This window comes from Erwinia sp. JH02 (genome assembly GCF_013074405.1).
GTDB classification, from domain to species: domain Bacteria; phylum Pseudomonadota; class Gammaproteobacteria; order Enterobacterales; family Enterobacteriaceae; genus Erwinia; species Erwinia rhapontici.
The window spans coordinates 166,891-192,990 of sequence record NZ_JABANZ010000003.1 but is presented as its reverse complement, the minus strand read 5'-3'; the positions used below and the strand labels follow the sequence as shown (position 1 = coordinate 192,990).

Below are 26,100 nucleotides of genomic sequence, written 5' to 3'. Positions count from 1 at the left end.
GATAACCCAAGTGCATGCCAGGAGAGTGTTCAAACGCAATATTTATGGGGTCTTTATGCTAACCGCATTAGCGGCGCCAGATAATTTTGCTTAAGGTCCAGTTTTTCAGCGTATCGTCAGAAGGCATCAGGCCTTCCGGGCCATGCCAGTCGCCGCTGAAAACATAGCTGATATGCTGGCTGCCAGGGGCTTTACACTCGACGCTGGCACTGTCCGCGCCGCTGGCTTTCTGGCAGGCACCATAGGCTTTGCTGTAGAGATCGCTAAATGCCGTGCCAAACTTCACACCGCTTTCGGTTGTCACGTCGTGGTCCATGATATCGATGCGGTTGACCGTGGTATCACCGACCAGCTCCACTTTCACCTGCTTATCGCTGTCGACGCCCTGCCAGAAGTGGACGATATTCCCATCGGTAGTACGCATCCCCTGGCGCAGGTGATAGTTGCCGTTCAGGGCATCATTCAGCACCTCACGCTGCATCAGCGTGCTGCTGTTCACCTCACCCAGCCCCTGTTCGGTCACCATTAACGATGAACCGAACCAGTGCATCGGTGACAGGCTGGACCACGACCAGGAGACGGGATTCCACCAGGTGGACGAAGACGCGCTATCGGGCTGAGAAGATGAGCCTGCACAGCCCGCCAGTATCAGGGCAGCCAGCAGTATCGCCGGGCGAAAAGTTTTCATTGCAACTCCAGTATTCATTGTCAGGGGCTTCCGTACTGCTTGGAGTGTGAATTGACCTAAAAGTTTAACTCAGTGATTTTCAGCCGGATCAAAGCAGTCACGTAACCGCCGATATCCCAGCAGTGCCAGAATGGCGAGGCCATCCAGCAGCGTGACCATCAGCACCAGAGAGGATGCGGCTTCATCGTTCTGCCACAGCGCCACCAGCTGAACAGCGAGCGTTAAAACCAGCGTCAGCACCAGCACCCAACGCCATGCCTGCCACAGGCGCGGCAGACGCTGGCGATAACCGGTCAGCAGCAGCCCGAGGGCGGCAGGAACACCTGATGCCAGCCCCAGCCAGAAGACGTGGTTATCCGGATAAAACAGCTCAAGCAGGCTCTCGCCCTGCTGGCGTGACGCACCGGCCGCCACAAACAGCACCCATGTGCGTGCCTGCAACAATAAAATCGCCCAGAAAGAGAGGGGCAGATGGAGCTGGCCTTTGGTGTCGTAATCGTCGGGGGAATATTTCAAAGTAGTGAATCAATACTCGCGATCTTCAATCAGACGTTTGCCCAACAGCAGGCTGTCCACCGTTTCGTAATCCAGCTTTTCATAAAACCCGGTCACGGCATCGTTCTCTTCACGGACCATCACATGGATTTTCGGGCAGCCACGGGCAATCAGCTTTTTCTCCAGGCGATTAATCAGCGCGTTGGCAAAGCCGCGTCCCTGATAATCAGGATGAACGCCAAGATAATAAGCAGAGCCGCGATGCCCGTCGTAGCCGCCCATTAGCGTGCCGACAATTTCACCGCCCACCACCGCGACCATAAACAGATCCGGGTCGTGGTTCAGCTTACGCTCAATATCCATCTCAGGATCATTCCAGGGACGTAACAGATCGCAACGCTCCCAGAGGGTAATTACTTCTTCAAAATCATCTTGCCGGAATGCGCGGATTTCCATGAGATTTGGCCTGTGGTTAAGCATAATTTGCTGATTATCACGTATTCTTCTGTAGGTGCAAGTGTGTTGGTCCGACACAAGTAAAAAAAAGCCCCACCGGCGAACTCAGTGTTTGAAATACATAGCAAAAGCCTGAAATAGTTCCCTTCTCGCCGCGACCTCATTGTTACGATATAACAATAAGCACTTTTTGCCCCAGGATGTACCATGAAAAAGATAAACCTGTTGACGCCGCTCACCACCCGCCGCCAGTTGCTGCTCTCCGGCCTGGCATTGGCTCTGCTGGCCCGCCGCACCGTTCGTGCTGCACAGGAAGAGGCTACTCTGCGCGTCAGTCCACGCCCGCACAACGTGGTCAGCTCACCGCCCCCTGCACGCCCGGCCAACAGCAAACGCATTGTGATGATTGATCCGGGCCACGGCGGCATCGATTCTGGTGCGGTGGGGCATGAAGGTTCTGAAGAGAAGCATGTGGTACTGGAGATTGCCCAGCATATCCGCCATCTGCTGAGTGAACATCCTCATATCGAAGTGCGCCTGACGCGCGAAAGCGACCACTTTATTCCCCTCGGTGAGCGGGTTGAAATCGCCCATCAGCACGGTGCCGATCTGTTTATGTCCGTCCACGCCGACGGTTTCACCAGCCCATCCGCAAATGGCGCGTCGGTCTTCGCCCTGTCGAATCGCGGTGCCAGCAGCACCATGGCACGCTATCTTTCTCAGCGAGAGAATGCGGCTGATGACGTCGGCGGCGTGAAAGCAGCGGATAAAGATCACTACCTCCAGCAGGTGCTGTTTGATCTGGTGCAGACGGATACCATCAAGAACAGCCTGATCCTCGGCAAACATGTCCTCGGGCAAATACGCCCGGTCCATCACCTGCACAGCCAGCATACCGAGCAGGCGGCGTTTGCCGTGCTCAAGTCGCCGTCTATTCCATCCGTGCTGGTCGAAACCTCCTTTATCACCAACCCTGACGAGGAGAAATTACTGGGCACCACCGCATTTCGTCAGAAAATTGCCGGGGCCATCGCTAACGGCATCGTCAGCTTTTTTGACGAGTATGAGGCGACCAGGCGCACAGGCTGACGTATAATCCACGCGTCTTTTTTTGCACAGGATTTGTTATGAACACTCCGGATATTGCCCAGGTAAAACAGTTTTTGCTCAACCTTCAGGATGAAATTTGTCGCAAGCTGGCACAGGCAGATGGCGAAGCCCGGTTTGCCGAAGACAGCTGGCAGCGTCCCGGAGGCGGTGGCGGGCGCAGCCGCGTTCTGCGTCAGGGCCGGGTGTTCGAACAGGCGGGCGTCAACTTCTCCCATGTCCACGGTGATGCGATGCCCGCCTCTGCCACCGCGCACCGTCCCGAGCTGGCCGGACGCAGCTTTGAAGCGCTGGGCGTGTCACTGGTGATCCACCCGGAGAATCCCTATGTGCCGACCAGTCATGCCAACGTGCGTTTCTTTATCGCCGAAAAACCGGGTGCCGATCCGGTCTGGTGGTTTGGCGGTGGCTTCGATATGACGCCGTTCTACGGCTTCGAGGACGATGCCGTGCACTGGCATCAGACCGCTGCCGACCTGTGTCAGCCGTTTGGTGATGAGGTCTACCCGCGCTATAAAAAGTGGTGCGATGACTACTTCCACCTGAAGCACCGTAACGAGCAGCGTGGCATTGGCGGGCTGTTCTTTGACGATCTGAACACCCCGGATTTCGATCAGAGCTTCCGCTTTATGCAGGCGGTGGGTAACGGCTTTACCGATGCCTATTTGCCGATTGTTGAACGCCGTAAAACGCTGCCGTGGGGCGAGCGCGAGCGCGATTTCCAACTCTACCGCCGTGGGCGCTACGTGGAGTTTAATCTGGTATGGGATCGCGGCACGCTGTTTGGCCTGCAAACCGGCGGGCGCACGGAATCGATTCTGATGTCGATGCCGCCGCTGGTGCGCTGGGAATATGATTATCAACCGGAAGCAGGCAGCCCGGAGGCGGCGTTGTACAGTGATTTTCTGCCGGTTAAGGCGTGGATTTGATTTTTTTCATGCTGTTGCAGGGGTAAGGTCAACGTCTTAAGGCCAAGGTCAACGTCAACGTCTTAAGGTCAAGGGCGTTTCGCTTTCCCGCTGCGCGGGCGAAGCGACAAGGGGCGGCCAGTCGCCGCCGCCCCTTGACCCCGGGCTTGCGGCAGGCGCCGCGCCCGCTTTCAGCGGGTACCTTCGCAAGCGTTGCTCACCGACGGACCACTCGTGACGGCACTTCCCTGTGCCGGCCCGAGCTTTCACCGCCGTCCTGGCGGTTCATCCTGGTTCACATCACTTACTCAGCGCAGCTTAATTGCCGCCTTAACATCAAAACCCAGGTCAAACCCCAAATATTAAAAAACCAAAATGACCAAAAGCCCAGAAAGACTTTTTGTATCTGGTCTGTCTGACCTGTCTTTGATTGTTCTTTTGAAGTGGTTTTTGACCTTTTGAGCGGCAATTAAGCCTCGCCGAAGGAGAGCGGATTTCCAGGACGAGCCGACAGGACGTCGGCGAGAGGGTGTGCCGGGACAGGGATGTCCCGTCACGCCCGGTCCGGCGGGAAAGCCGACCGACTGAGGGAACCCGCTTTAGCGGGCGATGCGCCTGCCGCAAGCCCGGGTCCCCAGGGTGGTGGCGACTGGCCGCCCTGGGTCGCTCAGCCCGCGCAGCGGGAAAGCGAAACGCCCTTGACCTGGCCTTGACCTTGAGACGTTGACCTGGCCCCCAGGCAGGCCTGCGCCTTATAGCGGCGCGGTCTGCGCCTCCACCACCGCCAGTGCCACCATATTCACAATGCGCCGCACTGATGAAATCGGCGTCAACACATGGACCGGTTTCGCCATCCCCATCAGCACCGGCCCCACCGTTACACCGTCAGAGCAGGAAACACGCAGCAGGTTATAGCTGATACGCGCCGCTTCGACGTTAGGCATAATCAGAATATTCGCCGAGCCTTTTAGCGGGCTGTCCGGCATCAGATCCTGACGAATGCTCTCTACCAGTGCCGCATCGCCGTGCATTTCGCCATCAATTTCCAGCTCAGGCGCACGGGCTTTTACCAGCGCCAGCGTGTCACGCATCTTACGCGCGGCAGGTGCATCCGAGGCCCCAAAGCTGGAGTGTGAAAGCAGCGCCACCTTCGGTTCGATACCAAAGCGACGCACCGTTTCCGCCGCCATCAGCGTCAGCTCAGCCAGCTGTTCCGGCGTCGGGTCTTCATTAACGTAAGTATCGGCAATAAAGGTGTTACCGCTCGGCAGCTCCAGCGCGTTCATCGCCCCGGCCACTTTCACGTCCGGACGGAAGCCAAACAGCTTCTCGACGATGTCGTAATGCTGCCGGTAATCCCCCACGGTGCCGCAGATCAGCGCATCGGCTTCCCCACGGTGAACCATAATGGCACCGATCAACGTCGGATTGCCGATCACATCACGTTGCGCCTGCTGCGGCGACACGCCACGGCGCTTCATGATCTGGTAATACTCGTTCCAGTACTCCTTAAAACGCGGATCGGATTCGTTGTTCACCACGTCGAAATCTTTGCCCGCTTCGATTTTCAGTCCCAGCTTTTGCAGACGCATCTCAATCACACTCGGGCGGCCAATCAGGATCGGCTTCGCTAGCCCCAGCGTCACCAGCTCCTGGGTGGCATGCAGCACACGCGCCTCTTCCCCTTCGGCCAGCACCACGCGTTTCGGATCTTTACGCGCCTGCGAGAACACCGGTTTCATAAACAGATTGGTTTTGTAGACAAACTCCATCAGCTTTTCGCGGTAGGCGTCAAAGTCAGCAATAGGCCGCCGCGCCACACCGGAATCCATCGCCGCTTTTGCCACCGCCGGGGCGATCTGCACAATCAGGCGCGGGTCGAAGGGTTTCGGGATCAGATACTCCGGGCCAAACGACAGCTCCTGATCGCCGTAAGCGGAGGCCACCACATCGCTCTGCTCTGCCAGCGCCAGTTCGGCAATGGCATGCACCGCCGCCAGCTTCATCTCTTCGTTGATCGCCGTTGCCCCCACATCCAGCGCACCGCGGAAGATAAACGGGAAGCACAGCACGTTGTTCACCTGGTTAGGGAAGTCCGAGCGGCCCGTACAGATGATAGCGTCCGGGCGCACGGCTTTCGCCAGCGGTGGCAGGATTTCCGGCTCCGGGTTGGCCAGCGCAAGGATCAGCGGGTCACGCGCCATCCCTTTGACCATTTCCTGGGTCATCACTTTCGGACCCGAGCAGCCAAGGAAGATATCTGCGCCTTCGATCACCTCAGACAGCGTTCGTTTGCCGTTATCGGCCACGGCATAAGCCGCTTTGGTTTCCGCCATCGGGGTTTCGCGCCCCTGGTAGATCACCCCTTTCGAGTCGCAGACCACAATATTGTGTTTCTGCATCCCCAGTGCCACCAGCAGGTTAAGGCAGGCAATGGCAGATGCCCCCGCCCCGGAGACCACCAGCCGCACGTCCGAGATGTTCTTTTTCACTACCCGCAGGCCGTTCAGCACCGCTGCCGTACAGATGATCGCCGTCCCGTGCTGATCGTCGTGGAACACCGGGATGTTCATACGCTCGCGCAGTTTCTTTTCAATGTAGAAGCACTCGGGTGCTTTAATGTCTTCAAGGTTGATGCCACCAAAGGTGGGTTCCAGCGCGGCGATCACATCAATCAGTCTGTCCGGGTCCAGCTCATCCACTTCGATATCGAAGACATCGATACCGGCAAATTTCTTGAACAGTACGCCTTTCCCTTCCATTACCGGTTTACTGGCCAGCGCGCCGATATTCCCTAAGCCCAGCACCGCCGTACCGTTAGAGATCACCGCCACCAGGTTAGCGCGGGCGGTGTACTTGTCTGCCGCTTCAGGATCGGCGGCGATCGCCAGGCATGGCGCGGCCACACCAGGCGAGTAGGCCAGCGCCAGATCGCGCTGTGTGGCAAGGGGCTTGGTCGGGGAAACCTGAATTTTTCCGGGAACCGGGAATTGGTGAAAATCGAGCGCACTCTGTTTTAACTGATCGTCCATTAGCAGGATCCTTTTTTATGGTGGGGTACAACTGCTCAGTATAGGAGTGCCGGACGGGAGAAAAACTTGAGGGAGTGCATAGAATTGGCATTCAACGATCGGGCGAGGCATGCCTCGCCCCTACGATGCCCGGCGCAGGAGTCAGGTATTCCAACCCGCCGCAATGGTCAAATATTCCAGCCGGTCGTAGGGGTCAGGCATGCCTGACCCGTGGAAAACTACTTCGTCATATTCAACAGCGTACGAATGTTCTGTGCTGTAGTCGCAATAATATCAATCGCCCCGGTGCGCAGCGCACCCAGCAACGCCATCGCTTTGGTGTTCTCCGAGGCGATAGCTATCACACAGGGGATTTTACGCAGCTCTTCGATGCTCAGGCCGATAACCCGGTCATTCATCACCGTATCCACATGCAGCCCCTGAGCGTTAAAGAAATCATAACCCGCCACATCACCAATCACCCCCTGATTCAGGCTGGCATCGATAATCTCATGGGGGGTAAACCAGCCGAGTTTGACCATATAACTGTTTTCATTCATGTCACCGATCCCCACCAGCGCTACATCGGCTTTACGCGCGCGATCCAGCGTCTCTTTGATGGTGCCGTTCTGCATGAATGCCTCTTTCAGCGCACGGTCTTCAACATAGGCCGGGGCATAGAGCGTTTCACTGATACCGCCGAACTTTTTCGCCAGACGACGACTGATGTGGTCAGCATTGATGGCATCACCGGGGCGGTGCGTCCCGCCAATACCGCTAATAAAGTGGCAGTTACGCGTGGGGACACTGCCTGGATGGTCAGCGACCGCTGCCACGTTACGCCCCTGCCCGACCGCCACCACCGCATTATCTTTCAATGACTGTGACAGGTGCATCGCGACCAGCGCCGCCACCTGACGGCGCTGCTCATCCTCGTCATGATGATCGAGGGCAATCAGCGCACGTTGTAATGGGAAACGTTCCAGTAACTGCTGCTCCAGCCGGGTACTGAAGACCGGGTGATAGCGCACGTTGATTTCAACGATGCCCTCTTCTTTGGCTCGCTTTAACAAGCGCCCCACTTTAATGCGGGAGATACCAAATTTACGCGCAATCTCTTCCTGGGTAATTTCGTCCTGATAGTATGCAACGGCAATTTCCGTCAGCAGTTCAGTGTCCTGAGATAGCGTGTTTTTTTCCATCCGGGCAGTCGTCTCTTCTCGTCGGTTTCGGTAGCGAGCGCGGCAGCCTGTGCCGCGCCTCAGGCAACAATTTATACCATTTTACGCTATCCGACAGAGGATTAACGACGGATCGCGTCAATTTTGAGCATGCGCGCAATCACGATATCCAGTTCTTTCTCCTCGAAAATCTGTTTCCAGTCGGGCTTAACGATCTTCTCGCGGCCATACTCCATCGCAATCATGCAGGCATCAGAGAACGGGTTAGTGGCGCGGAATGCCACTGCCAGCGCGATCTGAATATGGCCGTACAGCATTGCTTTTGCCGCCTCTTCCGGCACGCCGGAGTGTTTAACCGTCTCATCCAGCGCCTCTTTCATAAAAGCACCGACCATACAGGCTACGGTTTCCACCAGCGTGGGCTCAAGATACGCCAGCTGTTTAACCGTCACCCAGTGCACCTGCTCAACCGGGCCATACATCACGCTGATCACCTTGCTCAGTTCACTCTTCTGCGCATCGCTGCCGCTTTCAAACGACGCCGCCACATGCTGAATGGCAGCCACGCCACCGAAGGCATCGGCGTGTTCTTCTTTGGTATAACGGTCAAGGAATACGGAAGGATGGCACGGATGGGCCACGGCGTAGTGAATGCCCTCGCGCAGCGCAATCAGATTGGCATAAGCCGCTGCCGGGTCCAGCGTTAACAGCGTGGCACCGTTTTTCATCAACGGCACCACACCTTCAGAGACTTTGCCCAGCACAATATCCGGCACCGCGAGGATCACCACATCACTGTGCGGCACCACGGATTCCGTGCTGGACAGCTCACGCCCCTGCCCGGTGACCTGCTCCTGGGCCTTCGGCGCACTCTCACAGTAAAACACCTGATAGTCGCTGCGCTGCAAATTCGCCGAAATGCGCATGCCCATTTTGCCGCCCGCGCCAATCACGGTGATGGTGGTTAATTGTGTGCTCATACTGACTCCTGAAGTTGTTTGTGACGTAAAAAATCAACGCTCTGTTGCGTCCACTCGGCTTCCCGCTGGCAGGTGCTTTCGGCATCCTGCTGCCACGGCAGCCAGTGTTCGACGATCTGATTAATGCCACGATCTGCCGGACGCACCTGGTCTATCAGCAGATCGTAATCAAGCAGCCCTTCGCCCAGCGGGCAGCCGGTCAGCGTAAAACCGACCCAGCCCTCCTGCCGGCTGAAAGCAAAATCTTTAATATGCAGATTGAGCACCCGGTGCGCGGTGTTTGCCACCACTTGCTGGGGGAGTTCGAGAGCGGCGACGCAGTTTGCCGGGTCCAGGCACACGCCCAGGTAATCGGAAGGGAAACGATCGATCACCGACATCATCTGCGCGCTGTTGACCTGCTCGTAAGTCTCCAGACACAGCCGAACCTGCTGGCGTTCAAACGCGGGCAGAATGCTTTCAATCAGCGCGGCGGCTTCCGGCAGCGTTGGACGATGGCTGGCACTGTTAAACATCGAACGGATCACCGTCACCTGTAACACCTGTGCCAGGTGCAGATAACGCTGTAAGTGGGCGGTTTGCAGACCGCGCGTTCCCAGCTCCAGCTCGATGCCCAGCGTATCGGCCTGCTGACGCAGTGTGACCAGCTCGGCATCGCTCCAGCTTTCGATCTGCGGATAATCACAGATTTGAAACAGCGTCACGCCCATATCGGCGGTCTTTTCCAGCATCTGCGCCAGCGTCATCGGAACGGATACACGCGCCGAAGCACGCCAGAAAAAGGCATAGGTACTCAGACCAATCGCCATTTATGCCTCCTGCCGCTGAGCGCTGTGGGCCAGTGCGGCGGCTTCATCAATAATCTGTGACAGCGCATCGGGTTTGTGGGCGAAGCGCCCGAGAAACAGCCCGCTGACCTGATGGCCAAGACGACTCAACAGCCCCGGCCCGGCGCTGCCACCGTAAATCACGCGAATGTTGATATCGCCCGCCAGATCAAGCTGGCGCAACCCGGTACACACCTCACCGATAAAGGCATCCGGTGCAGGCGCAGGCGCACCAATCGCCCACTGCGGTTCCCAGGCCAGCACCACATCACCGCTCAGCTGTTGCTGACGCGCCTGACTCAGTGCCGCGCTTAACTGATGACGGCAGATCGCTATCGCCTGCTCACTGCTCAGACGTTGTTCTTCCCCCAGGCACAGTACCGGGGTTAACCCGTTACGCAGCGCTGCCGCCAGTTTCCCCGCCACCTGACGGTCATCTTCGGCAAAATGGCGACGACGTTCCGCATGGCCGACCTCCACATAGCGACAGCCGATTTCAGCCAGCATCGGGCCACTGACCTCACCGGTCCAGGCCCCGCTGTCCTCCCAGGCCAGATCCTGTGCCCCCACGCTGACTGCCGTATCAGCAAAAATCTGCTTCACCGCCGGAATAGCGGGGAACGCAGGCAGAACGAACAGCCCCACCTCACCGCTGACGATCGCCGGATGCTGACGAGCCAGCTCTGCCACCTGCTGGCTCCAGGTCAGGGTTTGTTGATAGCTGAAATACATTTTCAGGCTGACGCCCAGTGTGATGCGCGCGCTCACTGACTGACCTCCTGAAGGGAGAGTGTCGCAGGGGCACTGGCCTGTAGCTGCACCAGCACTTTATTGACGATCAGCGCCAGCGAAACGGCCCCGGCATCTGGCGTGCCCAGGCTCTTCTCAGCCAGTGGACGGGCGCGGCCCATTTTCGGCAACAGCTGCGCCGTCTCTTTGGCGCTTTTGGTCGCCTGCTGTGCTGCCGCCGCCCAGGCATCAATCAGCGTGTCACCTGCGGCCACGCGGGCACTCAGGCACTCGCTGAAAGGCACCAGCACATCGACCATGGTTTTATCGCCCGGCTTCGCTTTACCGAAGTGCATAATCCCCTCTTTGGCATGCTGCACCCCCAACGCAACGCGCCGGGCATTCGGGGTTTTAACATCCCCCAGCGCCGTGCCAATCGCCGTCAGCAGCACGCCCCAGAGCGCACCTGAAGTGCCTCCGGCTTTGTCCGCCCAGGCATCGGCGGCGCGGCACAGCAGCGTTCCGGCACCCGCCTGGCGCTGCTGCATCTCACGGGCTTTTTCCAGCGCCCCCAGCGATCCGCGCTCCATACCGATCCCGTGGTCACCGTCTCCGGCAACCGCATCAATACGCCCCAGCTCAGTGGCATGTTCTTCAATCACTTCAGCTATCGCAGTGACCACCGACAGGACACAGGTGGCCGCCTGCTGCGAGGCCGCGCTGGCAGTGGGCACCACATCTACCTCGGCGAGGATCTGCTCAGCAGCATCCAGTGGTTCCGCCATCAGCACACTGCCTTTACGGAAGGCCGGAGCATTGGCCGGGGCACGCCACAAGGTTTCCAGTTCATCGTCCAGCCACATCAGCGTCAGCGAGGCACCGGCCATATTAAAGCTGGTCACAAACTCACCCACTTCCGGCTCCACCACCTGCAACCCTTCCGCCGCCAGCAGTTGTGCCACGCGGCGATAAACGACAAACAGCTCTTCATATTTTACCGAGCCGAGACCGTTGAGGATCGCCGCTACCCGCTGCCCTTTACGCTGCGTAATTTCTTCCGGGCACTCCTTCAGCAGACTGCTGACAAACAGTTCTGCCAGCGTATCTGCCGCGGGTATATCGCATTCGCGGATGCCCGGCTCACCGTGTATCCCCATTCCCAGCGCCATGGTGCCGTGCGCCACGCTGAACAGTGGCTGTGTGGCCCCCGGCAGGGTACAACCGGAGAACGCCACACCCAGAGAGCGCGTGCGATGATTCGCATGGCGTGCCAGACGCGTGACCTCGGCAAGCGAGTATCCTGCCTCAGCCGCCGCGGCTGCGGCCTTAAACACCGCCAGATCGCCCGCCACACCACGACGTTTTTCGCGCTCGGACAGCGCCGCACTGGAAATATCGTCTGTCACTGCCAGCAGTTCGCAATCAATGCCTTCGGCTTTCAGACGTTCGCTGGCCTGACCAAAATGCAGCACGTCCCCGGCGTAATTACCAAAGGCCAGCAGAACGCCCCCGCCATTGTCCGCCGCACGCGCCACGTTGTAGATCTGCTGGGCTGACGGGGAAGCAAACAGGTTACCCATCGCCGCCCCGTGCGCCATGCCCTGCCCGACCAGGCCGGAAAACGCCGGATAGTGGCCAGACCCGCCGCCAATCACCACCGCCACACATCCCGCAGGGCTGCGGGTGCTGCGCACCACGCCCCCCGGAACCTGACGGACTTTATCGGCATTGGCCGCGACGAAACCCTCAATCAGCTCACTGGCGAAAGCAGAGGGTTGATTAAACAGATAGGTCATTGGGATGGCTCCTGTGTAATGGGGGCAGACTGAAATCCAGAACGTTTGGCGTTAAGTAACAACATCAGCAGTGCAGAGAGCAGCATGAAGCCCCCCACGACCATCATGGGAACGGTGTAGGCTCCGGTGGCGTCATGCAGCATTCCGGTGAGGTAGCCCGCCGAGAAGCCCGCAACGTTACCGAGGGTGTTAATCAGCGCGATGGCTGCCGCCGCAGACGCGCCGGTCAGAAACTGCGTTGGCAGCGTCCAGAAATTCGGCAGCGCGGCAAAAATCGAGCTGGCCGTTACCGCAATCACCAGCATGGTGGCCAGCGGAGATTCCATATAGAGCGCCAGCGGTACGCTGATAGCCCCGGTCAACGCAGGTAGTGCGATATGCCAGGTTTTGCAGCCGCGACGGGTTGCATCGCGTGACCAGAAGAACATCACGATGGCCGCCACCAGATACGGCGCTCCGGTAATCAGCCCCTTCTCGATGACGTTAAACGAGGTGCCGAACTGCTGCTGGAAGCCAGAAATAATGGTCGGCAGGAAGAAAGCCAGCGCATACAGACCGTAGATAAAGCCGAAGTAGATCAGGCACAGTAGCCAGACGCGGCCGTTGGTCATCACGCTACGCAGGCTGGCATGCGCGGTGGAGCCTTTTTCACGCTGCTCTTTTTCCAGCGCCGTAGTCAGCCACTCTTTCTCTTCTTTATTCAGCCATTTTGCATCACGCGGGGAGTCCACCAGATAGAACCAGGCCACGATGCCGATAATAATCGCCGGAATGGAGACACCGAGGAACATCACCCGCCAGCCGGAGAGGCCAAACAGACCGTGCTGTTCAATCAGTGCGGCAGCCAGCGGCGCACCCAGCACCACCGTCAGCGGCTGTGCGAGGTAAAACAGGGACAACACCTTACTGCGGTGTTTAGCCGGAACCCACATGCTGAGGAACAGGATCGCCCCCGGGAAGAAGCCCGCTTCGGCAATCCCCAGCAGCAGTCGCAGGGTATACAACCCTTCAATACTGCTCACCCAGGTAAACAGCAGCGAAACGATGCCCCAGCTGACCATAATGCGCGCCAGCCATTTGCGTGCGCCGTAGCGATGTAAGGCCAGGTTGCTTGGCACTTCCAGCAGGATGTAACCAATAAAGAAGATGCCGGACGCCAGGCCAAACTGCACCGCACTCAGCCCGAGATCCTGTGTCATGCCGTTCGGTCCGGCAAAGGAGATCGCCGTACGGTCAAGGAAGTTGATGAAGAACATCAGTGCCACAAAGGGCACCAGCCGCAGTGAGACTTTTCGAATAGCGGATTTTTCAATCGCCTGTGGATTAAGGGCAGTCATACGGCACCTCCGACAGACTGGAACAGAATACTGGTGAAATGACTCTGGCAATGACGCACCAGATCAGGGGTAGGCAGATGGCAAATTTGACGCATGGTTGAGTCCTCAGTGGGTCTTCTTGTGCATTGCATCAATGCGTGAACAAATGAACACTATATGGATTAATGTTCATTTCCCAGCATGCAAAACGAAAACTGTGACGGATCTCAAAACCTTTAATTTTGCCATTTAGCGGCAATAATAGGCAAAACCAAGCGCCATAAGGAAAAAATCAGCAGAGAGAAGAGGCATACTGAATAAAACAAAAGAACATCTATTGAACATATGAACAAAAATGCGTTAGGGTAAAAGTGAATCGTTGCCGGAGATCCTGATGATTCACCGGGATCCGGCGGCCCTGTTATCTCAGCGGGAGTAACCCTATGTCTTCTATTGCAATTGGCGCCGACGATGCGGCACTGGAATTAAAAAACCTGATCAAGCAGCTTTTGCAGGAAAAAAATATCGACGTCAGCGACTACAGCAATGATGCACAGTCCAGCAGACCCCTCTATCCGGATGTCGCCTGGACGGTGGCCAACGCCATTCGAGAAGGCAAACACCAGCGGGGAATTTTGATTTGCGGAACCGGGATCGGCATGGCGATTGTGGCGAACAAAGTGCCGGGCATCCGTGCTGCACAGTGTCACGATACTTACTCTGCCGAGCGTGCTCGCAAGAGTAACAATGCACAGGTGATGACACTGGGCGCACGCGTCATCGGCCCGGAGCTGGCCCGGAGTATTGTGAATAGCTGGCTAAATGCTGAATTTGAAGGGGGCGGCTCAACGGAAAAAGTCGAGAAAATCAGCTATTACGAGCAGAAAGTCGGCGAAAAGTAATCTTTAAGTGCGGCGCACCCCCTCTGCGCCGCCGCGTTTTCCCTGAGCTGCTACACTTAATCGTTGTGCTATTTTTGCTGCCAGCAGACTGGCCCATTGGGCGAACCCATCGCAACAATCAGAGAAAACGCATTCCCATTGTCGCGGGTCTGATGCAATGTTTCGCCTAAGAATACTCAGCCGTGTCGGGTACAGTTGTTGCGTCTTGCCTGTAAGAAACAGCCGCAACAATCGCGTCACGGTTAAACTTGCATCACAGATTGCTTATCAAGGAGCTTTAGATGAACCAGCTAGACGCACTGAAACAATTCACCACCGTGGTGGCTGATAGTGGCGATATTGAATCCATCCGTAACTACCATCCGGAAGATGCCACAACCAACCCGTCTCTGATCCTGAAAGCCTCCGGCCTCGACGCCTACAAACATCTGATTACTGACGCCATCGAGTACGCCAAAAAACAGGGCGGCAGTAAAGAAACCCAAATTATCAATGCCAGCGATAAGGTCGCCGTTAACCTCGGTCTGGAGATCCTGAAAAGTGTTCCTGGCCGCGTGTCTACCGAAGTGGATGCACGCCTCTCTTTCGATCGCGGGATGTGCGTGACCAAAGCGGAAAAGCTGGTGAGAATGTATGAAGAACACGGTATCGACCGTTCACGCATCCTCATTAAACTGGCTTCCACCTGGGAAGGTATTAAAGCGGCTGAAGAGCTTGAGAAAAACGGTATTCAGTGCAACCTGACCCTGCTGTTCTCCTTCGCTCAGGCCCGTGCCTGCGCCGAAGCCGATGTGTTCCTGATCTCGCCATTTGTTGGCCGCATCTACGACTGGTACAACAGCCGTAAACCGCTCGACCCGTACGTGGTGGATGAAGATCCGGGTGTGAAATCCGTACGCAATATCTACGACTACTATAAGCAGCATCGCTATAACACCGTGATCATGGGTGCCAGCTTCCGTAAAGTTGAGCAGATCCTGGCCCTGGCGGGCTGCGATCGTCTGACCATCGCACCGAATCTGCTGGAAGAACTTCAGGCCAGCAATGCGCCGGTCGAACGTAAACTGACGCCGTCCACTCAGGGCTTCCACCAGCCAGCCCCGCTGTCTGAAGCGGAATTCCGCTGGGAACATAATCAGGACCCGATGGCGGTAGAAAAACTGGCCGAAGGTATCCGCCAGTTCGCCATTGACCAGCAGAAACTGGAAGACGTGCTGGCTGCACGTCTCTAATCCCCCCTCTTATCTCTGTCTCCCCGGGCGGATCGACGATCCGCTCTCTTGCAACCAGGAGGAAGCAATGTCTTCACGTAAAGAACTGGCAAATGCCATCCGCGCGCTCAGTATGGATGCGGTGCAAAAAGCCAAATCTGGCCATCCGGGTGCGCCAATGGGTATGGCCGATATCGCTGAAGTCCTGTGGCGTGATTTCCTGCATCACAACCCGAACAACCCAGCCTGGGCTGACCGCGACCGCTTTATTTTGTCTAACGGCCACGCCTCGATGCTGCTTTACAGCCTGCTGCACCTCAGCGGCTACGATCTGCCGATGTCCGAGCTGAAAAACTTCCGCCAGCTGCATTCAAAAACCCCGGGTCACCCGGAGTTGGGCTACACGCCAGGTGTGGAAACCACCACCGGACCGCTGGGCCAGGGCCTGGCGAATGCGGTCGGTCTGGCGATTGCGGAACGGACGCTGGGCGCACAGTTTAACCGCCCTGACCATAAAATTGTCGATCACCACACCTACGTGTTTATGGGCGATGGCTGCCTGATGGAAGGTATCTCCCATGAAGTCTGCTCACTGGCGGGTACGCTGGGGCTGGGTAAACTGATCGGTTTTTACGATCACAACGGCATCTCGATTGATGGTGAAGTGGAAGGCTGGTTCACCGACGATACCGCACAACGCTTTGAAGCCTATCACTGGCATGTGATCCGCGATATCGACGGCCATAACCCGGATGCGATTGCCAACGCCATCAAAGAAGCGCAAAGCGTCACCGACAAACCGTCGCTGCTGATTTGTAAAACCGTAATTGGTTTCGGTTCACCGAACAAAGCCGGTAAAGAAGAAGCGCACGGTGCCGCGCTGGGCGATGAAGAAGTGGCACTGACACGTAAAGCGCTGGGCTGGAATTATCCGCCGTTTGAAATTCCGAAAGAGATCTACGCTCAGTGGGATGCGAAAGACGCCGGGGCCAAAGCGGAAAAAGCCTGGGATGAGAAATTTGCTGCCTACAAAGCGGCCCACCCTGAGCTGGCCGCAGAATATACCCGTCGTATGACCGGGGGCATGCCGGAGAACTGGCAGGCGGAAACCCAGAAGTATATTGAACAGTTGCAGGCTAATCCGCAGAAAATCGCCAGCCGTAAAGCCTCGCAAAACGCGCTGGAGGCCTACGGGCCGCTGCTGAAAGAGTTCCTTGGCGGTTCTGCTGACCTCGCCCCGAGTAACCTGACCATCTGGTCCGGCTCGAAGTCGATTAAAGAGGATGAAGCCGGAAACTATATTCACTACGGCGTACGCGAATTCGGGATGACGGCGATTGCCAATGGCCTGGCGCATCACGGTGGCTTTATCCCGTATACCGCCACCTTCCTGATGTTCGTCGAGTATGCGCGTAATGCGGTGCGTATGGCCGCGCTGATGAAGGCGCGTCAGATTATGGTCTATACCCATGACTCCATCGGTCTGGGCGAAGATGGCCCAACGCACCAGCCTGTCGAGCAGATTGCCAGCCTGCGCGTGACGCCGAACATGAGCGTCTGGCGTCCGTGCGACCAGGTGGAAACCGCCGTGGCGTGGAAGCATGCCGTCGAGCGTCATCATGGTCCGACCGCGCTGATCCTGTCGCGTCAGAACCTGGCACAGCCGGAGCGTACTAAAGAGCAGCTGGCCAATATTTCACGCGGCGGTTACGTGCTGAAAGACAGTGACGGCACGCCGGAGGTGATCCTGATTGCCACCGGTTCCGAAGTGGAAATCACTCTGGGCGCAGCCGACAAGCTGAGCGCCAGCGGCCACAAGGTGCGCGTGGTATCGCTGCCGTCTACCGATCTATTCGATGCCCAGGATGCGGCCTACCGCGAATCCGTGCTGCCTTCCGGCGTCACGGCGCGTGTCGCTGTTGAAGCCGGTATCGCTGATTACTGGTACAAATATGTTGGCCTGAACGGTGCCATCGTCGGGATGACCGGCTTCGGTGAATCGGCCCCGGCCGAGAAGCTGTTCCCGGAATTTGGCTTTACGGTGGAAAACATCGTCAGCCATGCCGAGGCGCTGCTCAAACCGCATTAATTCCTTTCCAGCCAAAAAGACAAAACCGCCGCAAGGCGGTTTTTTTTATGCTTTCGGCACCACATCGTCTTTGATCACCAGGCTGAGACAGGCAGGCAGTACCGTCAGTGTCACCAGCGTTGCTACCAGCAACCCGCCAATGATGGCATAGGCCATCGGCCCCCAGAATACCTGTTCGGCTATCGGGATCATCCCGAGAATTGCCGCACAGGCGGTCAGCATGATCGGGCGAGATCGATGCTGCGCGGCAGCGATAATCGCCGGCTGTTTTTCCATCCCCCGCCCAAGGTTACTGTCCACCTCACCGATCAGAATCACCGCATTACGGATAATCATCCCGGCCAGCGCAATCATGCCGAGCAGTGCCACAAAGCCCATCGGCGTGCCGGTCGGTAACATCGCCAGCACAATACCAATCAGCCCAAAGGGTGCCATCAGCAGCGCCAACAGCATTCGCGAGAAACGCTGTAGCTGAATCATCAGCAGGATCAGCATCACAAACAACGTCACCGGCAAGACGGCAAACACCGAGGTGTTCCCCTTATCCGATTCAGCCACCGAGCCGCCTTCGTCAATCCGGTAATCAGGGGGTAACGACGCTCGCAGTTGCGTGACCGAGGCCGCCAACTGTTGCGATACCCCCTCCGCACGCAGGCCCGGTGCCAGGTCAGTCTGCACGGTGATGAACGGCATACGCTGATGGCGCCAGATCACCGGATCCTGGATGCCCCAGCGAAGCGTTGCCACCTGACTTAAGGGCACCTTCATGCCGCCGCTGGTGGTCAGTTGCAGGGAGGAGAGCGTTGTCAGGTCCTGACGTTCCCGATCATTGGCCCGCAGCATCACATCCACCTGCCGGTTACCGTCGCGGACGGTCGTCACCACGCTGCCTGACCAGAGGGTATTCAGTGCCGTGGCAACGCTTTCCGAGGAGACACCCGCCGCCCGTGCCGCCGTCTGATTGATAATCAGAGTAATGACGCGCTCCGGTTCCCCGGCGGTCAGATTCACTTCACGGGTGAGCGTACTGTCGCCAAGGATCGCCGCCAGCTGCCGGGCAATGGACTGAACCTGATGATAATCCGGCCCGCTGACGCGGTACTTTATCGGCCAGCCGACCGGCGGCCCCAGTTCGAGCGGCGACACGCGCGTAGCGATATCACTGAAACCCTCCGACAGAATCGTCTCTAACTGCTGTTGCAGCACTTCACGATCTTCGAGACTCTTCGCCACCACCACCAGCTGGGCAGTGTTTTCATTATCGAGTAATACATCCATTGGCAGATAAAAACGGATCGCCCCGGTGCCGATATAGCTGGACAGGCGATCGATGTGAGGATTGCCGCGCAGCGCACGCTCAAGCCGCTCGGTCTGGCGTTCGGTTTCTGTCTGTGAGGCGTTGCCGGGTAATGTCAGGCTCACCAGCAGCTCAGGACGGTCGGACGCCGGAAAAAACTCTCCCTGCATAAAGGTGGTTCCCCACCCTGCCAGCACCAGTAACGTCAGCGCGGCGGCCACGGTTTTCAGCCGGTGCCCCAGTGCCAGCGTCAGTAAGCGATGATACCCGCGCGCCAGCCGACCCGGCCCGGCCTGATGTGACTTAAGGGTGGCGGGCAGCAGCCAGGTGCCGATCAGCGGAGAAAACAGGATAGCCACGACCCAGGAAGAGAGCAGCGCGATCGTCACCACGACGAACAGAGAAAAACAGTATTCTCCCGCGCTGGAGGCGGCAAACCCGACCGGGATAAAACCGGCAATCATCACCAGCGTACCCGTCAACATCGGGAAGGCGGTGGTTTGAAACGCGTAGCTGGCGGCCTTCCAGCGGCTGTCTCCCGCTTCCAGCCGCGACACCATGCTTTCCACGGTGATCATCGCATCATCCACCAGCAGGCCGAGCGCGATAATCAGCGCCCCCAGTGAAATGCGCTGTAACCCGATCCCCGCCAGCATCATGCCCACAAAGGTCATCGCCAGCACCAGCGGGATCGCGGCGGCCACCACCAGGCCGGCACGCATACCGAGCGAGAGAAAAGAAACCGCCATCACGATAACCACCGCTTCCGTCAGCACCCGGGTAAATCCACTGACGGCCTGCTGTACCACGGCGCTCTGGTCAGCCACCCTGACCATCTCAATCCCGTGCGGCAGCCCGGCCTGAATCGCCGCCATACGCTGGTTCACCGCCTCACCAAAATGAATCATGTTGCCGGTAGCCGCCATGGATATCGCCAGACCAATGGCAGGTTGGCCATTGACCCGAAAGGCAGCAGCGGGCGGCTCTGCCACCTGTCGGGTGACGGTGGCTATCGCGCTAAGGGGAATATAACGATCGCCGATATGCAGCACGACAGCCTGCAGACTCTGCGCAGACCCCAGTGCCCCCGTGACGCTCAGCGCGATATTCTCCCTGTCGCTGCGTATTTCCCCGGCGGGTACCACGGCATTCTGCGCACGGATGGCCTCGGTGACCTGCTGAAGGTCAATCCCCAGCCCCGCCATTTTACGCGGCGAGAAGGCAATCACCATTTGCTCTTCCTGCACACCCGTCAGCGTGATTTTGCCGATATCCGGCAGCGACATCAGGTTACGACGAATGTCTTCAACCCGGTCGCGCAGTTCGCGCAGGGAGAAGCCTTCAGCGGTGAAACCGTAAATCGTGCCAAACGTGTCATCAAACTCGTCGTTTACCTGGGGCGTCTGCACGCCCTGGGGAAGTGAAGGCGTAATATCCTGCACTTTTTTGCGCACCTGATACCAGATCTCAGGCACTGAGGCAGGGGGCGTATCATCGCGCAGATAGACGGAGATCACCGCCTGCCCGGCGCGGGTTTCACTCTCGACATAATCGAGATAAGGAATTTCCTGAAGTTTCTTCTCCAGGGTATCCGTGACCAGATTGACCGTATCTTTCACATCCGCACCCGGCCAGGACGCCGATACCACGGCGGTTTTGATGGTAAACGCCGGGTCTTCATTGCGCGGCAGTTGTTCATAGCTGAAGATACCGGCCGCCATCACCAGCAGCATGAAAAAGACGATCAGCGGCTGATGCTGTAAGGCCCAGGTGGAGAGATTGAAACGCGATGTCGGAATGTGCGGGGTCATTGGCCCTCCTCCAGCAGCGTCACTTTTTCACCGTCACGCAGTTTACTGACGCCTGCCGTCACCACCCGTTCTCCCGGCAGGATACCCGCCGTTACCGCAATGCTGTTCACGTCAGAGTTCCCCAGGGTGACCGGACGTAGCAGCACGCGGAGGTGGGTACTGTCCACCACGAAAACGGCGGGCTTATCCCCCAGCCGGGTCAATGCGGACGCCGGCAGTGCGATGCTGCGTTGCCCCTCCTGCCGCCACGCTGCCTGCACACTGGCCCCCAGCGCCATGCTTTCCGGAGGATTCTCCAGCGTCACGCGCACGCGCCAGGTACGCGTTTGTGGGTCGGCCTGCGGGCTGATATCACGCAGATGTCCCTGGCTTGTCACACCGGGATCGGCAAGCAGTGAGATCTGTACAGGCAGTGCGCTGTTTGGCGTCAGTGCATGCGGATCACTGACGTCGAAGATCGCATCGCGATCATTGCCCGCAGCGAGTGTGAACACCGCTTGTCCGGCACTGACGACCTGCCCCGGCTGGGCGCTGACCGCGGTGATAATGCCGTCCGAGGGTGCCGTCAGGCGCGTCCAGCTCAGGCTGTCCTGGGCATTTTTAAGCGCCGCTTCGCTGCTCTGTCGTTTGGATAAAGCAGCCTGCCAGTCTGAACGCGCCGTATCCAGCTGAACCCGGGCGATAGCCCCGGTTCGCATCAGCGTGGTCATCCGCTGTACATTCAGTGCTGCCACCCGCTCCGCCGCCTGGGCGCTGGCAAGATCGGCGCGCGCACTGCCCAGCTGATTCAGGCCCGTGCTGTTATCCTGCATCGCCAACTGTTGCCCCGCCTTCACCTTGTCCCCCACATCCACGGCGCGTGACAGCATGCGTCCATCCAGGCGAAACGCCAACGTCGTTTCATCGTGCGCGCGGATCTCCCCGGTCTGCGACTGCACGCTGCCGGAAAGGGACGCCGGTGCCACCACATAGCGCACCGGACGTGCCAGAGGCGCAGCGGTTTTCTCCTTGTCGCCACAGGCAACAAGGAGAAACACGACGGGCAGTGCCATGAGCCACAGCCAGAAGAGGGATAACCGCCCCGGGAGGTTGAGATGATGCAGTATCTGACGGGCGTAATCGGTGAAGGTATCGGTCATAACACTATTCCTGAACGGTAATCGCCTTATTCAATCGCGCGACTGTCCAGATTTGCTGCACGTATTATCAAGAAATCGTCAATTCAGGCGATTTTTATTCCCACCTCCGGCGTGGCAAAGGGTAAATGCAGGCTGATCATCAGCCCGCCTTCCGCTGGTAATGAGGCCACCAGCTGCCCGCCACAAGCTTCACAAATTGCCCGGGCTATCGACAGACCCAGCCCACTGCCGCCGGAGTGGCGGGCCCGCGACGAGTCAGCCCGGGCAAATCGTTCGAACATCAGCGGCAGAAATTCCGCCTCCACGCCCGGCCCGCGATCGCGGAAGGTGATCAGATAGCCCGTAAGCTGGCGCTGAACATCGATATCCAGCACCTTGCCTTCGCCCGCATAGCGCAGGGCATTTTCCATCAAAATGGTAAAGACCTGCCCCAGACGGAAAGGATCCCCGCGAAAAGGCGCAGGCGCGCCCGCCGTGACAGACATGCTCATCCCAGTCCCTTCCGCCTGCGGTTTCATCCATATCACGCGCTCGCGCAGCAGTTCGGTCAAATCGAAGGTACTCAGGCTGAACGACAGTTGCCCGGCATCGGCAAGCGATAACAGATGCAGCTCATCCGTCAGACGGTTCAGGTGCTGAAGCTGTTTCATCACCATGTTCAGCTGGGTCGGGTCCGGCTCAAATACGCCGTCTATCATGCCCTGAAGGCGTCCGATTGCAGCCGTCAGAGGCGAACGCAGCTCGTGAGCCATGGCGACATGGGAGGTGCGCAGCTCACGATCGTAACGTTCAAGCTGCTGAGACATAAGATTAAAATCGTGGGTAAACTGCGCGAGTTCCGCGGGGGCGTTTTCCACCGTCCCTGCCCGCGTACCAAAATCACCGCGAGCCACCGATCGTGCGGCCGCTGCCAGGCGACTGAACTGTTCGGACAGCGGCCGCGCGACACGCAGCCCGAAGATCATAATGATCGGCAACGCGATCACAATTAACGCCGCCAGCATCAGCCAGTCCGATGAGCCGATATCCGGCATCGAATAACTGATGCCCCAGCCAGCATCGACCAGTTGGTGAAAACGGGCAATATCCCGCTCCGGATGTTGAAACAGGACAGCCAGCTCCGCGCGCTGAGAGGCTGGCATATGATGGAGTACCCAGTATTTCTGAATCACAAAACGCAGCCACATGCATAAAGCGATCAAGACGACTGACCCCATCGCCAGCGCCAGGATCCTCATGCAAATCCAGCGCCACAGGCTCTGTTTTTTTTGCTGGCTCATGGCTGTCTGAACCGGTAACCCACGCCACGCACGTTATGCAAGACATCCGCAATGCCCGCATTTTCCAGCTTTTTACGCAGGTTATACATATGCGTATCGACCACGCGCTCCAGTGCTTCGCTCTCGGGAAGACAGCGCTCCAGCAGCAGCTGACGGGAAAAGGGATAGGTCTGGGACTGCATCAGTGTGGTGAGCAATGAGAGTTCGGTCGGGGTGAGTTCCAGTCCGGTCACCTTGCCCGCCCCGTCTCTGACAACGGCGGTGAGTGACTCAACATCAACCTCCAGCCCCTGCCAGCGCAGGATCTCTTTGCGTGGCGTAAGGTTTGATGTGCGGCGCAGCACCGCCTGAACGCGCGCCACAACCTCACCCGGGTTGTACGGTTTTACCACGTAGTCATCGGCCCCATAGCGCAGTGCGCCAATTTTATCCGGTGTATCCCCCATCGCGGAGACCATGATCACCGGAATATCCCCTTTACGGCGCACGGCGGCCAGCACCTCTGTGCCATTCATCCCAGGCAGCATGATATCAAGCAGGATCAGGTCCGGCTTCCAGCTCTGCGACAAATCCAGCCCGGTGACTCCGTCGCTGGCGATAGCGACATGGTAATTCTCCCGGCGTAAATAGGCTTCCAGCACGTTAGCCGCATCCGCATCATCCTCAATAATCAGTACGCGTTTCATCTGCATGACATCACCTTGACTGTTTCTTCATAAAACCCTGGCAGTAAATTGACACTGCCTGTTCATCATTCGGTATCAGATGTGCGGCCACTTATGAGCCGTGATGATTCGGTGCTGAGGAGCGACGATGATAACCAGAAAATTTACCCTGTGCATTAGCTGTCTTGCCGTCATGAACATCAGTCTTATCGCCCGCGCCGCCGAGCCGGACCCGAAAAGCCTGACTCTGGGTATCGGGGCAACCAGTGCGCCGCGTTACAGCGGTTCCGACCAGCGCCAGTGGCAGTTTGTGCCGGTGATACAGGCCCGCGATGGCGCGGTGTTTTTCGACTCGCAAAAAGGGCTGGGCTACGACCTGCAGACCGACTCGGGGCTGTATCTGGAGCATACGCTGGGCTACAGCCTGGGGCGTTCGGATAAAAATGCCTCATGGCGCGACGGGTCTGACAAACTCAAAGGGATGGGAAATATTGACGCCACGCTGAATACGGCATTGGCCGTCGGCTGGACGATTGCGCCGTGGCTCTCTGTGGAAGGCAAAGCAACGCTGCCGTTAAGTGACAGTCAGGGCGTGCAGTATCAGACATCCGTGACCCTGATCCCGCTGCAAAATGAAAGCGACACCCTCGCCTTTCAGTCCGCCGCGCTGTTTGGCGACAGTCGCTCTATGAATACGTTTTACGGCGTCAATACACAGCAGAGTTCACGCAGCGGTTACCGCCGCTACGCTGCACCCGGCGGGCTGTATGGCATACAAAACAGTCTGACGTGGGGCCATCAGTTTACCCCGCAGTGGGGCACCACGCTGGTGGCGGGCTATACCTGGCTCAGTGACCACGGCGCCGACAGCCCGATTGTGTTCCGTCGAAATGAAGCCACCGCGACGGCTGCTATCACTTACACGTTTTAGTGACGATGAAGGGAACGAAACGCCGCCCCTCACGGTTTGAAAATTTTCTGACCGATTACGATATCCGCTTTGTGGCGTGTATTGTGGGGGGCATTGTTGTCGTTCATCTCATCGTTTATTACTTGATAGCATATGGTGCCAGGTAATGGCCGCACAGGGAGTTCGTTTGTGTCATCACTCCTGCTGCATCTCCACCGAGGCGTTCTGCTGTGGCGGAACGCTTTGACTCTCATACAGCATCGGCCACTGGTCGCTGCTGTGCCAGGCATCACAGGTACTTTCCTGCGCATATTCTGCCAGCACAAACTGGCGGCCATTATACTGCCAGCGCGTGGCCACACCGCAGTCGCCCAGGCCACGATCTTTACTGAAGGTCAGCAGCTCACCGCGTGCTGCATCAAAATCGGCATTCACCAGCTCCAGCTGATTATCCGTGCGCTCCGGCGGAGAAAACGGCAGCGTCAGGGTAATGCTTTTCGACACATAAGGCTGACTGCGCGAGACTTCAAACGCCAGGTCAATAATGTTGTAAGCCCCCATTTCACAACTGACCAGCAGCAGTGCCTTCTCATCACTGAGCGGTGAAACGCTGACTTCGCGCCGCAGTGGGTTGAGCGAGCAGCTGTCGTTGTTAATCCGCCAGGTCGCAAAATCAATCAACCCGGTGGACTCTTCCTGCGTTAACGCCTGAGGTGCATGCGGCGGTGCGCTGACCTGCGGCAATACCGGGGCAGGAGGGACGTTGCTGGCCGCACGGTCACCGCGCTGGATCCAGGCACTGGTGCTGTTAATACGTCCCTGCACTTCATCCATCAGTAATAACGCGGCTTTCAGGCCATGCAGAGAAATAATCGCATCCGCGCGGTAGAGCAGTTGAATGGTATCTGCATCCATCACCTGGGCGAGGAATTCATCAATTGAGATGCTGTGGGTGGTGCGCAGATGGTGCGGCTCAACCTCCCAGTGTTTGAGGTCGAGCTTTAACCGCTGCCCGTCCAGCAACAGGTTATCCTGCAATGCGCCGCCGGGCAGCTTGCCGCTGAAACGGTTGCCGTAATCCATGCGCAACTGTGCCGGGGCATCGCTGCCCGCATCCCGCTGTAGCGTCATTGCCAGGCCATTGTTTCCCGGAATACTGCGCACTTCGCAGCTGTTGAGGTTATTGCAGGTGATCTGCCAGTCAGAAAAGGTCTTCTGTAACGGCTGCGCCTGCACAGAAGCCGCACAAGAGAGCGAGAGTAGCCATAACCATTTCGTCCAGTAAGACATTGATCGATGAGG

General features: G+C 57.8%; 21 protein-coding genes. 6 read left to right on the top strand and 15 right to left on the bottom strand.

Annotated features, from left to right (window positions below; translation table 11 throughout):
- Window positions 1-67: 67 nt before the first annotated feature.
- The 3 genes from HHI26_RS09855 to HHI26_RS09845 form a co-directional block, all read right to left on the bottom strand.
- The gene (locus HHI26_RS09855) at window positions 68-688 is read right to left on the bottom strand and encodes an RpoE-regulated lipoprotein (protein WP_133845943.1); all 621 of its coding nucleotides are present in this window, start codon (window positions 686-688) and stop codon (window positions 68-70) included.
- A gap of 69 nt (window positions 689-757) precedes the next feature.
- Window positions 758-1,204 carry a DUF2919 domain-containing protein gene (locus HHI26_RS09850; RefSeq protein ID WP_171148993.1) on the bottom strand — a complete coding sequence of 149 codons (447 nt, stop codon included), beginning with the start codon at window positions 1,202-1,204 and terminating at the stop codon, window positions 758-760.
- Window positions 1,205-1,213: 9 nt separating this feature from the next.
- Complete coding sequence (locus HHI26_RS09845; RefSeq protein ID WP_133845941.1) at window positions 1,214-1,639, bottom strand: GNAT family acetyltransferase; 426 nt, start codon at window positions 1,637-1,639, stop codon at window positions 1,214-1,216.
- A gap of 207 nt (window positions 1,640-1,846) precedes the next feature.
- Here HHI26_RS09845 and amiA point away from each other — a divergent pair, with 207 nt between their 5' ends.
- Complete coding sequence (amiA, locus tag HHI26_RS09840; RefSeq protein ID WP_171148992.1) at window positions 1,847-2,728, top strand: N-acetylmuramoyl-L-alanine amidase AmiA; 882 nt, start codon at window positions 1,847-1,849, stop codon at window positions 2,726-2,728.
- A gap of 38 nt (window positions 2,729-2,766) precedes the next feature.
- A complete protein-coding gene (gene hemF, locus HHI26_RS09835) occupies window positions 2,767-3,675 on the top strand; it encodes an oxygen-dependent coproporphyrinogen oxidase (RefSeq protein WP_133845939.1) in 909 nt (302 codons plus the stop codon).
- Window positions 3,676-4,406: 731 nt separating this feature from the next.
- Here the strand turns inward: hemF and maeB are convergent.
- The 7 genes from maeB to HHI26_RS09800 all read right to left on the bottom strand — a co-directional run bounded on the left by maeB (window position 4,407) and on the right by HHI26_RS09800 (window position 13,515).
- Complete coding sequence (gene maeB, locus HHI26_RS09830) at window positions 4,407-6,686, bottom strand: NADP-dependent oxaloacetate-decarboxylating malate dehydrogenase (protein ID WP_133845938.1); 2,280 nt, start codon at window positions 6,684-6,686, stop codon at window positions 4,407-4,409.
- Between the two features lie 218 nt (window positions 6,687-6,904).
- Window positions 6,905-7,867, bottom strand: coding sequence for a sugar-binding transcriptional regulator (locus HHI26_RS09825; RefSeq protein ID WP_133845937.1), 963 nt, complete (start codon window positions 7,865-7,867; stop codon window positions 6,905-6,907).
- A 101-nt stretch (window positions 7,868-7,968) separates the two neighbouring features.
- Window positions 7,969-8,826 carry a phosphogluconate dehydrogenase C-terminal domain-containing protein gene (locus tag HHI26_RS09820; RefSeq protein WP_159336151.1) on the bottom strand — a complete coding sequence of 286 codons (858 nt, stop codon included), beginning with the start codon at window positions 8,824-8,826 and terminating at the stop codon, window positions 7,969-7,971.
- Window positions 8,823-9,635, bottom strand: coding sequence for a sugar phosphate isomerase/epimerase family protein (locus tag HHI26_RS09815; RefSeq protein WP_171148991.1), 813 nt, complete (start codon window positions 9,633-9,635; stop codon window positions 8,823-8,825). The genes HHI26_RS09820 and HHI26_RS09815 overlap by 4 nt, the downstream gene beginning before the upstream one ends.
- Window positions 9,636-10,421 carry a triose-phosphate isomerase family protein gene (locus tag HHI26_RS09810; RefSeq protein ID WP_272952588.1) on the bottom strand — a complete coding sequence of 262 codons (786 nt, stop codon included), beginning with the start codon at window positions 10,419-10,421 and terminating at the stop codon, window positions 9,636-9,638.
- Complete coding sequence (locus tag HHI26_RS09805; RefSeq protein ID WP_133845934.1) at window positions 10,418-12,178, bottom strand: dihydroxyacetone kinase family protein; 1,761 nt, start codon at window positions 12,176-12,178, stop codon at window positions 10,418-10,420. The genes HHI26_RS09810 and HHI26_RS09805 overlap by 4 nt, the downstream gene beginning before the upstream one ends.
- Window positions 12,175-13,515: an MFS transporter gene (locus HHI26_RS09800; protein ID WP_133845933.1), complete on the bottom strand. Its 1,341-nt coding sequence runs from the start codon at window positions 13,513-13,515 to the stop codon at window positions 12,175-12,177. The genes HHI26_RS09805 and HHI26_RS09800 overlap by 4 nt, the downstream gene beginning before the upstream one ends.
- 422 nt (window positions 13,516-13,937) lie before the next feature.
- On the opposite strand from HHI26_RS09800, the gene rpiB reads away from it, so the two are divergent.
- The 3 genes from rpiB (at window position 13,938) to tkt (ending at window position 17,696) form a co-directional block, all read left to right on the top strand.
- On the top strand, window positions 13,938-14,396 hold the full coding sequence (gene rpiB / locus HHI26_RS09795; protein ID WP_133845932.1) for a ribose 5-phosphate isomerase B: 459 nt from the start codon (window positions 13,938-13,940) through the stop codon (window positions 14,394-14,396).
- 281 nt (window positions 14,397-14,677) lie between these two features.
- Window positions 14,678-15,628, top strand: coding sequence for a transaldolase (tal, locus tag HHI26_RS09790; protein WP_159336148.1), 951 nt, complete (start codon window positions 14,678-14,680; stop codon window positions 15,626-15,628).
- Between the two features lie 67 nt (window positions 15,629-15,695).
- Complete coding sequence (tkt, locus tag HHI26_RS09785) at window positions 15,696-17,696, top strand: transketolase (RefSeq protein WP_133845930.1); 2,001 nt, start codon at window positions 15,696-15,698, stop codon at window positions 17,694-17,696.
- Between the two features lie 45 nt (window positions 17,697-17,741).
- Here tkt and HHI26_RS09780 read toward each other — a convergent pair whose 3' ends face one another.
- The 4 genes from HHI26_RS09780 to HHI26_RS09765 all read right to left on the bottom strand — a co-directional run bounded on the left by HHI26_RS09780 (window position 17,742) and on the right by HHI26_RS09765 (window position 23,915).
- Window positions 17,742-20,804, bottom strand: coding sequence for an efflux RND transporter permease subunit (locus HHI26_RS09780; RefSeq protein WP_171148990.1), 3,063 nt, complete (start codon window positions 20,802-20,804; stop codon window positions 17,742-17,744).
- On the bottom strand, window positions 20,801-21,943 hold the full coding sequence (locus tag HHI26_RS09775) for an efflux RND transporter periplasmic adaptor subunit (RefSeq protein WP_171148989.1): 1,143 nt from the start codon (window positions 21,941-21,943) through the stop codon (window positions 20,801-20,803). The genes HHI26_RS09780 and HHI26_RS09775 overlap by 4 nt, the downstream gene beginning before the upstream one ends.
- Before the next feature lie 83 nt (window positions 21,944-22,026).
- Window positions 22,027-23,223: an ATP-binding protein gene (locus tag HHI26_RS09770; protein ID WP_171148988.1), complete on the bottom strand. Its 1,197-nt coding sequence runs from the start codon at window positions 23,221-23,223 to the stop codon at window positions 22,027-22,029.
- Window positions 23,220-23,915, bottom strand: a complete 696-nt coding sequence (locus tag HHI26_RS09765; protein ID WP_133845926.1) for a response regulator — start codon at window positions 23,913-23,915, stop codon at window positions 23,220-23,222. The genes HHI26_RS09770 and HHI26_RS09765 overlap by 4 nt, the downstream gene beginning before the upstream one ends.
- Window positions 23,916-24,036: 121 nt before the next feature.
- On the opposite strand from HHI26_RS09765, the gene HHI26_RS09760 reads away from it, so the two are divergent.
- Complete coding sequence (locus tag HHI26_RS09760; protein WP_171148987.1) at window positions 24,037-24,819, top strand: MipA/OmpV family protein; 783 nt, start codon at window positions 24,037-24,039, stop codon at window positions 24,817-24,819.
- A 174-nt stretch (window positions 24,820-24,993) separates the two neighbouring features.
- Here HHI26_RS09760 and HHI26_RS09755 read toward each other — a convergent pair whose 3' ends face one another.
- Window positions 24,994-26,088 carry a DUF1176 domain-containing protein gene (locus HHI26_RS09755; RefSeq protein WP_133845924.1) on the bottom strand — a complete coding sequence of 365 codons (1,095 nt, stop codon included), beginning with the start codon at window positions 26,086-26,088 and terminating at the stop codon, window positions 24,994-24,996.
- Window positions 26,089-26,100 lie beyond the last annotated feature (12 nt).

What these genes read in the sequence shown, in the direction of transcription:
- HHI26_RS09755 (WP_133845924.1), bottom strand. Translation starts at nt 26,088, where the DNA reads ATGTCTTACTGGACGAAATGGTTATGGCTACTCTCGCTCTCTTGTGCG.
- tal (WP_159336148.1), top strand. Translation starts at nt 14,678, where the DNA reads ATGAACCAGCTAGACGCACTGAAACAATTCACCACCGTGGTGGCTGAT.
- HHI26_RS09815 (WP_171148991.1), bottom strand. Translation starts at nt 9,635, where the DNA reads ATGGCGATTGGTCTGAGTACCTATGCCTTTTTCTGGCGTGCTTCGGCG.
- HHI26_RS09760 (WP_171148987.1), top strand. Translation starts at nt 24,037, where the DNA reads ATGATAACCAGAAAATTTACCCTGTGCATTAGCTGTCTTGCCGTCATG.
- amiA (WP_171148992.1), top strand. Translation starts at nt 1,847, where the DNA reads ATGAAAAAGATAAACCTGTTGACGCCGCTCACCACCCGCCGCCAGTTG.
- HHI26_RS09770 (WP_171148988.1), bottom strand. Translation starts at nt 23,223, where the DNA reads ATGAGCCAGCAAAAAAAACAGAGCCTGTGGCGCTGGATTTGCATGAGG.
- HHI26_RS09855 (WP_133845943.1), bottom strand. Translation starts at nt 688, where the DNA reads ATGAAAACTTTTCGCCCGGCGATACTGCTGGCTGCCCTGATACTGGCG.
- tkt (WP_133845930.1), top strand. Translation starts at nt 15,696, where the DNA reads ATGTCTTCACGTAAAGAACTGGCAAATGCCATCCGCGCGCTCAGTATG.
- maeB (WP_133845938.1), bottom strand. Translation starts at nt 6,686, where the DNA reads ATGGACGATCAGTTAAAACAGAGTGCGCTCGATTTTCACCAATTCCCG.
- HHI26_RS09765 (WP_133845926.1), bottom strand. Translation starts at nt 23,915, where the DNA reads ATGCAGATGAAACGCGTACTGATTATTGAGGATGATGCGGATGCGGCT.
- hemF (WP_133845939.1), top strand. Translation starts at nt 2,767, where the DNA reads ATGAACACTCCGGATATTGCCCAGGTAAAACAGTTTTTGCTCAACCTT.
- HHI26_RS09845 (WP_133845941.1), bottom strand. Translation starts at nt 1,639, where the DNA reads ATGGAAATCCGCGCATTCCGGCAAGATGATTTTGAAGAAGTAATTACC.
- HHI26_RS09775 (WP_171148989.1), bottom strand. Translation starts at nt 21,943, where the DNA reads ATGACCGATACCTTCACCGATTACGCCCGTCAGATACTGCATCATCTC.
- HHI26_RS09820 (WP_159336151.1), bottom strand. Translation starts at nt 8,826, where the DNA reads ATGAGCACACAATTAACCACCATCACCGTGATTGGCGCGGGCGGCAAA.
- HHI26_RS09780 (WP_171148990.1), bottom strand. Translation starts at nt 20,804, where the DNA reads ATGACCCCGCACATTCCGACATCGCGTTTCAATCTCTCCACCTGGGCC.
- HHI26_RS09825 (WP_133845937.1), bottom strand. Translation starts at nt 7,867, where the DNA reads ATGGAAAAAAACACGCTATCTCAGGACACTGAACTGCTGACGGAAATT.
- HHI26_RS09800 (WP_133845933.1), bottom strand. Translation starts at nt 13,515, where the DNA reads ATGACTGCCCTTAATCCACAGGCGATTGAAAAATCCGCTATTCGAAAA.
- rpiB (WP_133845932.1), top strand. Translation starts at nt 13,938, where the DNA reads ATGTCTTCTATTGCAATTGGCGCCGACGATGCGGCACTGGAATTAAAA.
- HHI26_RS09805 (WP_133845934.1), bottom strand. Translation starts at nt 12,178, where the DNA reads ATGACCTATCTGTTTAATCAACCCTCTGCTTTCGCCAGTGAGCTGATT.